The sequence below is a fragment of the Rhodococcus sp. MEB032 genome (assembly GCF_030208925.1).
Classification (GTDB): domain Bacteria; phylum Actinomycetota; class Actinomycetes; order Mycobacteriales; family Mycobacteriaceae; genus Rhodococcus_F; species Rhodococcus_F qingshengii.
Map to the genome: position 1 here is coordinate 492,694 of NZ_JARVSY010000001.1, position 13,567 is coordinate 506,260.

A 13,567-nucleotide genomic window follows, 5' to 3' on the forward strand; every position below is an offset into this window, starting at 1 on the left:
CTGTCAGCTCTCTTCGCAAACGTACTTTGTTTCGACCAGCCAGGTATATCGAGACCCGATCCCGGTAATGGGGTGTCGATACTCCATCTGTCCGCTGCCGCGTAGCCCTTGGCATCTGCGAGCACTTTCCGCACTCGCACCGGCTCTACCGTAGAACTGCACAACGAGTGTTCAGATCTGGGCGAGGAGTTTCACGAGTGTCAGCGCTGCCCGAAACTCGTTCCGGTCCGATGGAGATGATCCGAGTCGGATCATTCTCCTCCGGACGCGGCCCGCGACTGGTTGCAGCCGTCACCGGGCAGGCGTCGTATCAGGTAGCTCAAGCCCTCATCCCGGTGCTGATCGGCACCGTCGTCGACCGGGCAATCGGAAAGTCCGACAGCACAGCACTTCTCGTGTGGCTTGCGGTGCTGTGTGCTCTGTTCGTGGGACTCGCTCTGTCGTGGCGCATCGCAGTTCGCCTGAACACGCAGGTCTTCGTCTACGGCGAACACGACCTACGACTGAATGCTGCCAGACGAATACTCGATGCCAGGGGGATGAAAGCTCAGCGTTCGACGGGTGAAGTTCTCACCATCTCTACCTCGGATGCCTCACACGTCTCGGGCTTCTCCTGGGTTGTCGCCGAACAGGGCTCGGCATTTGCGGGGCTCGCCGCGGCAGTGATTTCGCTTGCCTTCGTCTCGTGGCCGCTCGCACTGATCGTCGTACTCATCACCGCTGCGCAGCTCATATTCATCCACAAGATCAGCGGTCCGTTGGACGAGCGCGTGTATGCAGAGCAGAAGAAGGCAGCCGAGGCGGGCATGCTTGCAACGGATTTCACGCTGGGCCTGCGGGTACTGAAGGGTTTCGGGGCTGAACCCACCGCCCTGTCGCGATACGTCAACGCGAGCCGGGAGTCGATGAAGGCAGCGATCCGGACGGTCAGAGCAATGTCCAGCCTGACCGCGCTCAATTCCGGGGTCTCCGCGTTGGTGCTGGCTTCGGTTGCGCTTGGAGCCGCGTGGATGGCGCATCAAGGCACGATCACCGTGGGCAACTTCGTCACCGTTGTCGGCTTGAGCAGAGTGATTGCCGGTCCGATGGAAACGCTGGGGTTCTTCGGTGCCGAACTCGCTGCCAAGCGAGGTTCCGCGCGCAGACTGTCCGAACTGTTGGCCGAGCCACACCTGATCGAATCGCTGGCCCCCACGGCCGCGACCGAACCTGCCAGAACTGAAGACGCCCTATTGATTTCGGCGGACAGCGGAACCGTCGTCTCAGCTCGCCGCGGAGAAGTGGTGGGCGTGCGCGCTGACGATTCCGCCGACCGACTGGCACGACAACTCGCCTATCAGACCCCGCTCGCCCCCGACTCTTACTTCGTATTCGGCACCGATGCAACCGACCTCGGCCCGGACGGAGTTCGTGATCAGGTGTTCGTCTCCGCTCATGAAGGAACCGTGTTCACCGGCACCGTCTTCGACAATCTGGCTGCACCGAACGTCGACTCGTCGGCAATGACGTCATCTGCGCTCGACGACGTGTTGACGCATCTGCCCGACGGCCACCTCTCCGAGGTAGGCGAGCAAGGAAAGAAACTCTCCGGAGGTCAGCGACAACGCCTTCTCCTCGCCCGCGCTCTCCATCAACCCCAGCCGATCCTGGTCCTCCACGAACCCACCACTTCCGTGGACTCTGTCACCGAGCATCGAATTGCACACTCCCTGAGAAACTTTCCCGACAAGGCCATTCTGGTGATCACCTCGAGCCCGACCCTGCTCCATTCGTGTGACCGTGTCGTCACGATCGACCACGGCGTTCGGGAGGGAGAGTCGCTGTGACCGATATCCTTCCGGATGCATCTGCTGTTCCGGTTGTATCTGCCCTGCCGATCGCGTCGACCAAACAGACCGTCCGCGCATTGATCGCACTGCTTCGGCCACGCAAGCGAGCGCTCGCACTCACGACCGTCGTGCTTCTCTCTGCTACGGCCTGCGGCCTGTCCACCCCGGCACTGCTCGGACTGATGGTCGATGCGGTCACGGAGGGCAAACCGTTTGCCTCACTCCTGCGTATCACCGCGTTCATGCTCGGCGCAGCGGCAGCAGGGGTTGCGCTGACCTGGTGGAGCACACAGCTTCTGGCGAATGTCGCGCAGAACGTGCTGGCCGATCTTCGTGAGGACGTGTTCGCCGCCACCCTCGCGCAGCCGTCGTCACTGGTCGAGGATGCCGGAACCGGTGATCTGATTTCCCGGGTCTCGGGCGACGTCGAAGCGGTAAACACCGTCATCGCGCGAGTACTACCCGCCACCGTGTCTGCCCTGTTCATGATTTCACTGACGCTTGTCGGTGTGGGAGTGATCGATTGGCGCTTCACCGTGGCAATCGTTGCCGTTGCGCCGATTCACTATTTCGCTCTTCGTCATTTCCTCCGACGCTCCGGACCCGTCTACCGACGCTCTCGCGCTGCGCAGGCCAGGCGGGGACAACAGCTCATCGAAACTCTCGGAGGCGCAGGCACTGTCACTGCCCTGCGGCGAACAGACGAGCACATCGGCCGAATCGCCGAGACCTCCGAGCACGCCATCAGCTTCGACATGCAGGCAGTTCGCCTGCGCACCAACTTCTTCGCCCAACTCAACGGCGCCGAACTGCTCGGACTGGCCGCCGTCCTGAGCGTCGGCTACTGGCTCGTGACCACAGGCTCGGTGTCCATCGGGGCCGCTACCGCCGCCGCCCTCTACTTCCACAGTCTGTTCAGCCCCATCGCGGTATTTCTCTCGAACATCGACGAATTGCAGGATGCGGGTGCCAGCCTGGCTCGCCTGATCGGAGTCACCGCGATGCCCGGGCGGCCCACGAGCATTCCTGCCTCGGCTCGGTCCGAACCCATCGGCGTCGAGGTGGACCGGGTTTCCTACTCGTACGACAACTCCACCCCGGTGATCGATTCGATCTCGATCTCGATCGCACCGGGAGAACGAATCGCCGTCGTCGGAAGCAGCGGCGCCGGAAAGACCACGCTCGCCAAACTGATTGCCGGCATCATTCCCGTCGGGGACGGGCGAATCACCGTCGACGGCACACTGATTGACGACCTGAGTGATGCCGAACTTCGGCACGAAGTCGTCCTCGTCAGCCAGGAAGTTCACGTGTTCGTCGGGACGATCGCCGACGATCTCCGGTTGTGTGCACCAGATTCGGACGATGCGAAGATCGCCGAAGCCGTCGACACGATGAAAGCTCAATGGATTCATGAGCTTCCGGACGGACTCGAGACCAGGGTCGGGGCCGGTGGGTACCAGTTGACGGCGGCGCAGGCACAGCACATAGCCCTCGTCCGACTGGCTCTGCTCGATCCTCCCGTCGTCATCCTCGACGAGGCGACTGCCGAAGCCGGAACCACCGCAGCCGGTCTACTCGATCAGGCAGCCGAGCTAGCAGTCACCGGCCGGACCGCCGTGGTGATCGCACACCGGCTGAGCCAAGCAGTCCGCGCCGATCGCATACTCGTCATGAGCGGTGGCCGCGTAGTCGAGAGCGGAACACATGACGAACTGATCGGCGCGGACGGTTCCTACGCTGCACTGTGGGAAGCCTGGTCGGTACGGAGCTAGAACCCCGCCAGACTCACCCGAAAGCCGTTACAACTCAGCTGCTACGACGCCTGCGGGCGATGTCCGCCAGGACGACTCCGGCGGCAACCGAGGCGTTGAGCGACTCGACCGGACCGGCCATCGGAATCGACAGGATCGCGTCGCAGTTCTCGCGGACGAGGCGCGAAAGACCCTTGCCCTCGGAACCGACCACGATCACAACGGGACCGCTGCCGTCGAAATCGTCGAGAGTGGTGTCGCCCTCGGCGTCGAGACCGACGACCTGAACACCCTTCGATGCCCAGTCCTTGAGCGTGCGGGTGAGGTTGGTTGCCCGAGCAATCGGCAAACGAGCGGCAGCGCCGGCGCTGGTACGCCAAGCGACAGCACTCACGCTCGCGCTACGACGCTCCGGAATCACGACGCCGTGTCCACCGAAAGCTGCGACCGAGCGCACGACGGCACCCAGGTTGCGGGGATCGGTGATGTTGTCCAGCGCGACGAGCAGCGGCGGCTCGGCATGCTTGCGTGCCTCCGAGAGAAGATCGTCCGGGTGCGCGTAGCGGTACGGCGGAACCTGCAGGGCGATGCCCTGGTGAAGACCGTTGGCGCTGAGGCGATCCAGATCGGTGCGGGGGACCTCGAGGATCGAGATGCCGGCATCCGCAGCGAGCTGAACGGATTCCTTCAGTCGATCGTCGCTCTCGGTGCCGACGGCGACCCACAGTGCAGTCGCCGGAACGCCGGCGCGTAGGCACTCGACCACCGGGTTGCGTCCGAGCACTGTCTCGGGACCGTCGAGAACCTTGCGGCCCGGACCCGGACGGCCACCGCGGCCCTGCTTCTCGTCGGCACGTGCGGCGCGCGCTGCACGCTTTGCCGCGGGATGCTTGGTGCGTGCCTCGGCGGGCGGCGTAGCGCCACGCCCTTCGAGACCGCGACGGTGCTTACCGCCGGAACCGGCAACCTGGCCCTTCTTGGTGCCGCCCTTACGGACTGCGCCGCGCCTGCTCGAGTTTCCAGCCATTGTTACTGCCCTGCCTTAAGGGACCATTCGGGTCCGTCGGGAGTATCGGTTACTTCGATACCCGCCTTGATGAGGCGATCGCGAACCTCGTCCGCCACCGCCCAGTTCTTTTCCGTACGTGCCTGCTGCCGACGATCGAGATCGGCCCGCACCAACACGTCCAAAGCTTCCATTGCCGTCTCGGTGTCGCCACCGGACTGCGTCCAATGCTCGTCGAGTGGGTCGACGCCCAGGATCGCGAGCATGGCCCGCACCTGGCCGGCAGCCACCCGAGCCGCGTCGAGATCACCGGCAGCGAGCGCGGAATTACCCTCGCTCGCCTTGCCGTGAATCTCGGCCAACGCGATCGGCACCGACAAGTCGTTGTCGAGAGCCGCCGCGAAACCTTCGGTCCACGTACCGAGTTCGACGCCGCCCGCACGCTTGTGTGTGCGCAGGACGAACGACTCGAGCCCCTGGTAGGACTTCGCACTTTCGTCCAACGCCTCGTCCGAGTACTCGAGATTGGAACGGTAGTGCGCACTACCGAGGTAGTACCGAAGTTCTTGCGGACGAACCTTCTTGAGCACGTTCGGCACCGAGAGAACGTTGCCCAACGACTTGGACATCTTCTCGCCACTCATCGTGACCCAGCCGTTGTGCAACCAGTACTGAGCGAAATCGTCGCCGGCGCACTTGGCCTGCGCAATTTCGTTCTCGTGGTGCGGAAAGACGAGATCGCGTCCACCACAATGGATGTCGAATGCCGCCCCGAGATAGAACTCCGCCATGGCCGAGCACTCGAGGTGCCAGCCCGGACGGCCGGGTCCCCACGGTGTCGGCCACGAGGGCTCACCGGGCTTGACGGCCTTCCAGAGGGTGAAGTCGCGAGGATCGCGCTTGCCCTCGGCCGCACTCTCGCCCTGATGAACGTCGTCGAGTTTGTGGCCGGACAGTGCGCCGTACTCGGGGTAGCTCTGCACGTCGAAGTAGACGTCGCCGCCCGCCGCGTACGCGTGGCCGTTCTCGATCAGGCGTTCCATCATCTCGACCATCTGCGTCACGTGACCGGTGGCCCGCGGCTCGATGGACGGCGGCAGCACACCCAGTTGGTCGTAGGCCCACGTGAACGACCGCTCGAACGTCGCCGCCCACTCCCACCAAGGTCGACCGGCGCCGGCGGCCTTGTTGAGAATCTTGTCGTCGATGTCCGTCACGTTGCGCACGAAGGCAACGTCGTTGCCGTGCGCCAACAGCCAGCGACGCAGCACGTCGAAAGCGACGCCGCTACGAACGTGTCCGATGTGAGGATCACCCTGAACTGTCGCCCCACACAGGTACACCGATGCATGTCCGGGGGCCAACGGAACAAAATCCCGAAGGGCCCGCGTACCGGTGTCGTATAGGCGCAGGGTCACGACCAGCGATCTTACCTGTCGTGTTCGGTTGTCATGACCAACGCGGTGGCCATGGCGGCGATCCCCTCGCCTCGACCGGTCAAGCCGAGGCCGTCCGTGGTGGTCGCGGACACAGAAACAGGCGCGCCCAGTATCTCGGAAAGCACCTTCTGCGCCTCGTCGCGACGCGGCCCGATCTTCGGACGGTTGCCGATGACCTGCACCGCGGCGTTGCCGACGGCGAACTGGTTCTCTTCGAGCAGTCGGCGAACCTCGGCAAGCATTCGAGCGCCGCTCACGCCGTCCCATTCGGGCCTGCCGGTGCCGAAAACCGAACCGAGGTCACCGAGGCCCGCCGCAGAGAGCAACGCGTCACACAGCGCGTGGACGGCGACGTCGCCGTCCGAATGGCCCGAGCACCCGTCTGCTTCCTCGAACAGCAACCCGGCCATCCAGCAAGGACGACCGACCTCGATGGGATGAACATCCGTGCCGAGACCGACGCGCATCTAATTTCCGTCCTGTGAATCCGCACTCAACGCTGTCTCCGAGCTCAGGAGCGCCCGTGCAAGGACCAGGTCGAGCGGAGTGGTGATCTTGAAGGCGAGAGCGTCGCCGGGAATCGTCTGCACCGAAACACCGAGACGCTCGACCAGAGCGGCGTCGTCGGTCGCGGCGACGTCACCGGCGTCGTACGCACTGCGCAGGACGTCGGTGGAGAATCCTTGGGGAGTTTGAACCGCACGCAACTCCGAACGCAGAGGCGTACCGGTGACTGCGCCGAGTACGTCGACCGACTTGATCGTGTCGGTAACCGGAAGTACCGGGATGACAGCGGAGCTGCCGGCTCGGAGAGTTCCGACGACGCGCGCGATCAACGCCGGCGGTGTCAATGCCCGTGCGGCATCGTGCACGAGTACAAAATCTGCGTCGCCGGCAGCGCTGAGGCCGGCTCGAACCGAATCGGTTCTTTCGGCACCACCGCCGACGACGTCGACGTCCGCTGCACGACCGAGGTCGGCTACGACGGATTCGACCAGTTCAGGCGGCACAATGACAACAACGCGGTCGATCGCTCCGGATTTCCGGAGTCCATCGACCGCGCGTGCAAGCATGGTGCACCCACCGAGTTCGACAAATGCCTTGGGCAATTTCTCGCCCAATCGCACTCCCCGACCTGCGGCAGGTACCAGGGCTACTACTGCCACTGTCAGCTTTGTTGTGTTGCAGTCAGGACGCGGCCGCGAGGACCTCGTCGAGAATGGTCTCTGCCTTCTCGGTGTCAGTGCCCTCGGCGAGCGCGAGCTCTCCGACGAGAATCTGACGAGCCTTGGCGAGCATGCGCTTCTCACCAGCGGAAAGTCCGCGGTCCTGCTCACGACGCCACAGGTCACGAACAACTTCTGCAACCTTGTTCACGTCACCTGAGGCAAGCTTCTCGAGATTTGCCTTGTATCGACGAGACCAGTTGGTGGGCTCTTCGGTGTGCGGTGCTCGCAGAACCTGGAAAACCTTGTCGAGGCCTTCTTGGCCGACCACGTCACGAACTCCGACGTACTCTGCGTTGTCTGCAGGAACCCGTACTGTGAGATCGCCTTGAGCGACCTTCAGAACCAGGTACTCCTTCTGCTCACCCTTGATGGTGCGGGTTTCGATAGCTTCGATCAGCGCCGCACCGTGATGGGGGTATACGACGGTGTCTCCGACCTTGAAAATCATGTGTCCCGTGCCCCTTTCGATTCCACTAGTTTAACACGTGAAAGAACCGACCACTCATCAACTGTGCAGGTCAGGGGCATCCTTGCTCGAGCGTAGGGGTTGACAGGGCTTGTTGTACGTGCATTCAACTGGTCTGGAGCACCCCTGCGTAACGGACTGAAAGCCCACGCAGACAACCGTTGTGGCGACCCGACGGCCAGCCCGCGGGACCTTATCTACTACTCTGCCTAGTGGAGTGCGAACCTGACGCCGTGGAGGACAAATCGTGACTGCTATCCGTAAGCCGACTCGTCGAGTCGCTACCGCCATTGCACTGGCTGCAGGCGCAGCCATCGCGCTGTCCGCTTGCGGTTCCGGACAGGTGAGCCAGACCGCCGTCCAGCAGGCCGCCGTGAACGGCAACAGCGCCGACCTCGGTGAGATCGCACTGCGCAACGTGCACATCGCTTACCCCTCGTCCGAGGAGTACAGCATCGAGCCGGGCGGCAACGCCGTGCTCGCGTTCACCGTCGTGAACGACAGCGCCGAGACCACGGACAAGCTCGTCAGCATCACCACCGATTACGCAGCACGCGTCATCGCAGGTGAAGAGGTAGGTGGCTTGACGATCAAGCCGCAGACGTCGCTGCAGGCCGGTCAGTTGCCCGCAGGCGAAGGCGCCGCGACCGAGGCCGAGACCCAGATCAAGAACAACGAAGAGAACGACGACGCACCCGCTGCGCTCTCTCTCGTCGTTCTGCAGGACATCAAGGCAGGCGTTCGCCCCGGCTTGACCGTCCCGATCACCTTCAAGTTCGAGAAGGCCGGATCGGTCACCGTCGACGTGCCTGTCGACGCGGGCCCGCAGCTCGAGCGCAACGAGTCGGACAAGTCACCCGACGTTGCAGAAGCTGGGCACTGAGCCTCGAATCACCAAGGCGCACAATGCGCCTCGCAGAACAACTTCAGAATCACACTAGAGGCGGGGTCCATGTCGGACCCCGCCTCTAGTCTGTCCCGGTGGCCAAAGTGAAATCGAACTACCGCTGCTCCGAATGCCAGTCGGTAGTGCCCAAGTGGGTCGGTAGATGTCCGGACTGCGATTCGTGGGGCTCGATGACCGAGGTCGCCGTAGTGGCACCCGTCGCCAGTCGCGCCGGCGCCTCACTCGCCAAAGCAGGATCAAGCGCCGTGCTGCCTACGACGCCGGCCACGCCGCTGACACAGATCGACAGCACCTCGACGCAGGCCAAACCCACGGGGATCGGCGAGTTGGACCGCGTCCTCGGCGGTGGCGTCGTACCGGGTTCGGTGGTGCTGCTCGCGGGCGAGCCCGGCGTCGGAAAATCGACGCTACTTCTCGAGGTCGTCTACCGCTGGGCGATGCGCAGCGCGGATGATCGAGCGTTGTACGTCACGGGCGAGGAGTCCGCCGGTCAGGTTCGGCTTCGGGCAGATCGCACCAACTCTGTCCACGAACGGATGTATCTGGCGGCCGAATCCGATCTCGCGACCATCCTCGGCCACATCGAGCAGGTCAAACCGACACTGGTCATCGTCGACTCGGTGCAGACCATGCTTGCTGCCGACGTCGACGGGGTCGTCGGCGGCGTGACTCAGGTCAAGGCCGTCACCAGCGCCCTGACCTCCCTGGCCAAGGCCAGTGGAATCCCGGTGCTTCTGATCGGCCACGTCACCAAGGACGGCGCCGTCGCCGGTCCGCGCTCGCTCGAGCATCTCGTGGACGTGGTTCTGCACTTCGAAGGTGACAAGCACTCCACCCTGCGCATGGTCCGCGGCGTGAAGAACAGATTCGGTGCGGCCGACGAGGTCGGATGCTTCGAGCTGAGCGAGCAGGGCATCAACGAGATCAGCGATCCGTCCGGCCTGTTCCTGCATCACCGTGAAGAAGCTGTGGAAGGCACTGCCGTCACCGTGATGATGGACGGTAAGCGACCTCTACTCGGTGAAGTTCAGGCGCTCGTCGCCGCCACGCCGCTACCGACACCTCGCCGAGCCGTCAGCGGGCTCGACACCGCCCGTGTGGCCATGGTTCTCGCCGTGTTGGAACGCCGCGTCGGAGTGTCGATCTCGAAGGCCGACGTCTACGCCGCGACCGTCGGCGGTATGCGGATGACCGAGCCGGGTGCCGATCTGGCTCTCGCCATTGCGGTCGCTTCCGCCGTGAAAGCCAAACCCGTCCCCAAGGGGCTCGTCATCCTCGGCGAGGTCGGACTCGCTGGGGAGGTTCGACGGGTTGCCGGGGTGAACCGACGGCTGATCGAAGCTGCCCGACTGGGATTCACCAGCGCCATCGTGCCGGTCGATTCCGGCCCGAACATTCCCGGCATGCGCGTCAACGAAGTAGCGAATCTGGCCGAGGCACTGGCCTACGCCGGATTGATGGGCGGCAAACAAGCCCCGTCTCGCCCCAAGCTCACGCCGGTGAAGTGATTGTCGTTCGGCCGACTACCTCGTCAGACCGACGAGGTGCCGAACGGGGACGTCGGTTCGCCGTCCACGAACTCCTTGGTCTTGGCGAAGTGTTCCGAGGTGATGGTCAGGAACAGTCCCCGGGAGGTTCCCACCACCGTGTCCGGATCCGCTGTCGGACCTTCGACGATCACCGCTTCTGCACTGGTGTAGACCTTGCGGCGTACAACGCCGTCGATGCGAGCCCGGAATTCGAGCACCGATCCCAACGGGATCGGCCGGGCGAAGTCGATCTCGAGGTGCCCGGTCACCACCGGCGAGCCGAGAGCCATACATGCCATACCTTGAGCCTCGTCGAATGCCGTCGACAGAATGCCGCCGTGAATGACACCTGGACCGCCCTGATACTTCTTGGCGACCTCCAGACGACCGGTCACTTCCAGTCCGTTACCAGCCCTGAAACTCATCGCCATTCCCGCAGGCTGGTCGTCGCCGCAGCCGAAGCATTTCGACCAGTGCTGAGGCAGCTTCTCGCCGGCGGCCGGAAAGAATTCGACCGGCTCCGGGACAGTCAGGTCATCAGGCAGGGTCCAGGTACTACTCATGGATAGGTAATCTAAACGGGGATCCGTCCGGCGCAGGCATCGGACCCGACCGAAGTGACATCGACCTCAGCAGGGAGTTTCTCAATGATCAGTGCGATGGCGGACACACAGTCGTCGTCGGCATTGCGAGAGACCATCGCCAGGTTGGCGCCGGGTACCGCTTTGCGAGACGGGCTCGAACGAATTCTGCGCGGCCGTACCGGCGCGCTGATCGTCCTCGGATACGACGAGGAAATGGAAGCGCTGTGTGACGGCGGATTCAACCTCGACGTGGAGTTCGCACCGACCCGATTGCGCGAGCTGTCGAAGATGGACGGCGCGGTTGTCCTCTCGACGGACGGCACACGCATCGTGCGTGCCAACGTCCAGCTGGTTCCCGATCACAAGATTCCCACCGTCGAATCCGGCACGAGGCACCGCGCTGCCGAGCGCACGGCAATTCAGACCGGCTATCCCGTGGTCTCGGTCAGTCAGTCGATGTCGATCGTCAGTGTGTACGTCGGCGGCATTCGGCACGTCATCGACGGCTCGGCCACCATACTTTCGCGCGCCAACCAGGCCGTCGCGACGCTCGAACGATACAAAGCGCGACTCGACGAAGTGACACGGCAACTGTCGGTCGTCGAGATCGAGGATTTCGTGACTCTGCGCGACGCGTTGACCGTCGTACAGCGCCTCGAAATGGTTCGCCGCGTGTCGATCGAAATCGAACAGGATGTCCTCGAACTCGGCACCGACGGTCGCCAGTTGGCACTGCAGCTCGAAGAACTGGTCGGCGACAACGACATTGCACGTCAACTCATCGTTCGGGACTATCTTGCCGGTCCCGAACCCATCGGCACCGCGGCGATGGACAACGTCCTCGTCGCACTCGATCGCGTCACCGACGCCGATCTACTCGATCTCACGACTCTTGCGCGTGTTCTCGGTTATCCGGGCACGATCGAAGCCCTCGACACTCCGATGACTCCTCGCGGATATCGCGTGCTGATGCGTGTACCTCGATTGCAGTTCCATCAGATCCACCGGTTGGTCGGATCCTTCGGCACTCTCCAGTCGCTGCTGGCCGCTACGGCTGCCGATCTGCAGTCGGTCGAGGGCATCGGCGGGCTGTGGGCCCGTCACATCCGTGAGGGACTTTCCCGGCTCGCGGAAACGTCGATCACCGGATCCTTCAACTAGCGGGCCTGTTCAGGCTCGCCCGCGCTCATGCGATGTTGAACGGCTCCGGGGAGCTTCGCAGTGCACCGAGCTGCCCGACAACCGTGTAAGCGCCTGCGCCCACCGGATTGCGCTCGGGGTTCTGCGCGGTCGCGCACTCGGGGGTCGACGTCGTGGCCGACCAGGCGACCTTGAACGCAGCTTGCTCGCCGGGCGCGAGATTGCGTACGTCGGCTGCGGGCTGCGGGTAGCAGTCGACGTTGGACCACAACCGGGTCTTGCCGTCGATGCTGTAGACGAGCACCTGCTGAAGGCCGCCGGCCAGATCTCGATCACAGGGTGCCGAACCGATGTTGGTGATGACGATCGTGAACGACGGCTCTTCGCCGGGAGCGAAGGTCGCCTTGTCTGCGGTGGCCTTGACTGCCAGCGACGAGTCGGCGCACTGACCGGCCGGGACCGGAGCCCCGGTGGTCGACGAAGAGGAAGAAGACGAAGACGAAGACGATCCCGAAGCCTGCGTGCCCGAGCCACCTGATCCACCGGCAGCGCCGCCACCCGAGCCACCGCCACCCTCCGGCGCGGTGGAGCCGGAAGGGTTGGGGGTGAAGGAGACGTCCGTCGTCAGCGAGGAACTCGCAGCGGCCGAATCGGCCTCCGGGGTATCACTTCCACCGCCGAAGAGGGCGGACGCCGCCCAGATGATCAACGCCAGTGCAATGACGGCGGCACCAATGGCCAGCGCCCGGCGACGCCAGTAGATCTCGGGGGGCAGTGGTCCATTAGGTTCCAACACGGACTCAACGGTAGTTGGCGCAGGGTCCACTAACCGTCAGCTGAGGCGGCGTGTCGGTACCCATTGTCTGCTGCCAGGTACCACTGCCCCGGAAGATCTAACCCTCGACGGTCTCGACGCTCTCGCCGATGTCGCCGACCGCGCCCTGAACTCGCATGTGACCGTCGGACAACGTGTACGTGACGCCGACGATCGCGCACGCACCCTTGTCCACCTTGTCGGCGATGATCCGCGACCTCTGCATGATCAGCGAGCCGGTCTCCACGACGTGACGGCCTTCGAGTTCGTCCACGGTGGACAAGCCCTCGTTGCGGCCCATCAGGATGGACGGAGCAACACGCTCGACCACACTGCGGATGAATCCGTCGGGAACTGCGCCCTCGTCCAGGGCGTCGAGCGTTGCCTTCACGGCACCGCAACCGTCGTGCCCGAGGACGACGATGAGCGGCACGTTGAGCACGTGAACCGCGTACTCGATGGAACCGAGCACCGAATCGTCGAGCACGTGACCTGCAGTGCGCACGACGAACATGTCGCCGAGACCCTGGTCGAAGATGATCTCGGCGGCTACGCGCGAATCACCGCAACCGAACAGCACCGCTGTGGGGTGCTGCCCATCGACGAGTTTCGCGCGGTCCGCGATTCCCTGGCTGGGGTGAATGGACGCGTCGTTGACAAATCGCTCGTTGCCTTCGCGAAGGGACTTCCAAGCGGAAATGGGGCTTGATCGTGGCATTCACTCATTGTGCACCCGCCGCATTTCGGGCTCTCGCCGGGAAGGTTGCGTGGACGCAAACGAAAGTTCCGCGTCGACATTCGCGCCCGGTGATGAAGTGGCCGAAATGGAACTTACTTCAGAGTCAGTTTCCTGATACCGTCTCCGAACGT

General features: G+C 63.7%; 13 protein-coding genes. 5 read left to right on the top strand and 8 right to left on the bottom strand.

Translation table 11 applies throughout. From position 1 onward, the window contains the following. The first annotated feature begins 197 nt into the window (after nt 1–197). Both QRN54_RS02210 and QRN54_RS02215 read left to right on the top strand, forming a co-directional pair. Nucleotides 198–1,826 (top strand): ABC transporter transmembrane domain-containing protein, encoded by a 1,629-nt coding sequence (locus QRN54_RS02210; RefSeq protein ID WP_003945642.1) that lies wholly within the window; start codon nt 198–200, stop codon nt 1,824–1,826. Further along, entirely contained in the window at nt 1,823–3,604 is a 1,782-nt protein-coding gene (locus tag QRN54_RS02215; protein ID WP_285181514.1) for an ABC transporter ATP-binding protein, read from the top strand. The genes QRN54_RS02210 and QRN54_RS02215 overlap by 4 nt, the downstream gene beginning before the upstream one ends. A gap of 34 nt (nt 3,605–3,638) precedes the next feature. On the opposite strand, the gene rlmB is transcribed toward QRN54_RS02215, so the two are convergent. From rlmB to carD, 5 genes are read right to left on the bottom strand one after another with little or no spacing between them, the layout of a single operon-like run. Continuing rightward, nucleotides 3,639–4,610, bottom strand: a complete 972-nt coding sequence (gene rlmB / locus QRN54_RS02220) for a 23S rRNA (guanosine(2251)-2'-O)-methyltransferase RlmB (RefSeq protein ID WP_003945749.1) — start codon at nt 4,608–4,610, stop codon at nt 3,639–3,641. 2 nt (nt 4,611–4,612) lie between these two features. Continuing rightward, the gene (cysS, locus tag QRN54_RS02225) at nt 4,613–6,007 is read right to left on the bottom strand and encodes a cysteine--tRNA ligase (protein WP_003945830.1); all 1,395 of its coding nucleotides are present in this window, start codon (nt 6,005–6,007) and stop codon (nt 4,613–4,615) included. 11 nt (nt 6,008–6,018) lie between these two features. Beyond that, the gene (ispF, locus tag QRN54_RS02230; RefSeq protein ID WP_003945901.1) at nt 6,019–6,495 is read right to left on the bottom strand and encodes a 2-C-methyl-D-erythritol 2,4-cyclodiphosphate synthase; all 477 of its coding nucleotides are present in this window, start codon (nt 6,493–6,495) and stop codon (nt 6,019–6,021) included. After that, nucleotides 6,496–7,194, bottom strand: a complete 699-nt coding sequence (ispD, locus tag QRN54_RS02235; RefSeq protein ID WP_039972758.1) for a 2-C-methyl-D-erythritol 4-phosphate cytidylyltransferase — start codon at nt 7,192–7,194, stop codon at nt 6,496–6,498. A 22-nt stretch (nt 7,195–7,216) separates the two neighbouring features. Continuing rightward, nucleotides 7,217–7,705 carry an RNA polymerase-binding transcription factor CarD gene (gene carD, locus QRN54_RS02240; protein WP_003945666.1) on the bottom strand — a complete coding sequence of 163 codons (489 nt, stop codon included), beginning with the start codon at nt 7,703–7,705 and terminating at the stop codon, nt 7,217–7,219. 265 nt (nt 7,706–7,970) lie between these two features. Here carD and QRN54_RS02245 point away from each other — a divergent pair, with 265 nt between their 5' ends. Beyond that, the gene (locus QRN54_RS02245) at nt 7,971–8,606 is read left to right on the top strand and encodes a copper chaperone PCu(A)C domain-containing protein (protein WP_007726888.1); all 636 of its coding nucleotides are present in this window, start codon (nt 7,971–7,973) and stop codon (nt 8,604–8,606) included. A 98-nt stretch (nt 8,607–8,704) separates the two neighbouring features. Next, the gene (gene radA, locus QRN54_RS02250) at nt 8,705–10,138 is read left to right on the top strand and encodes a DNA repair protein RadA (protein ID WP_003945739.1); all 1,434 of its coding nucleotides are present in this window, start codon (nt 8,705–8,707) and stop codon (nt 10,136–10,138) included. 23 nt (nt 10,139–10,161) lie between these two features. On the opposite strand, the gene QRN54_RS02255 is transcribed toward radA, so the two are convergent. Further along, nucleotides 10,162–10,722, bottom strand: a complete 561-nt coding sequence (locus tag QRN54_RS02255; protein WP_003945494.1) for a PaaI family thioesterase — start codon at nt 10,720–10,722, stop codon at nt 10,162–10,164. Nucleotides 10,723–10,818: 96 nt separating this feature from the next. On the opposite strand from QRN54_RS02255, the gene disA reads away from it, so the two are divergent. Then, entirely contained in the window at nt 10,819–11,904 is a 1,086-nt protein-coding gene (disA, locus tag QRN54_RS02260; RefSeq protein ID WP_024487741.1) for a DNA integrity scanning diadenylate cyclase DisA, read from the top strand. 25 nt (nt 11,905–11,929) lie between these two features. Here the strand turns inward: disA and QRN54_RS02265 are convergent, their stop codons facing one another. Next, nucleotides 11,930–12,679, bottom strand: coding sequence for a DUF4232 domain-containing protein (locus QRN54_RS02265; protein ID WP_285181515.1), 750 nt, complete (start codon nt 12,677–12,679; stop codon nt 11,930–11,932). A 97-nt stretch (nt 12,680–12,776) separates the two neighbouring features. Then, nucleotides 12,777–13,415, bottom strand: a complete 639-nt coding sequence (locus QRN54_RS02270; RefSeq protein WP_003945421.1) for a carbonic anhydrase — start codon at nt 13,413–13,415, stop codon at nt 12,777–12,779. Nucleotides 13,416–13,567: the final 152 nt, after the last annotated feature.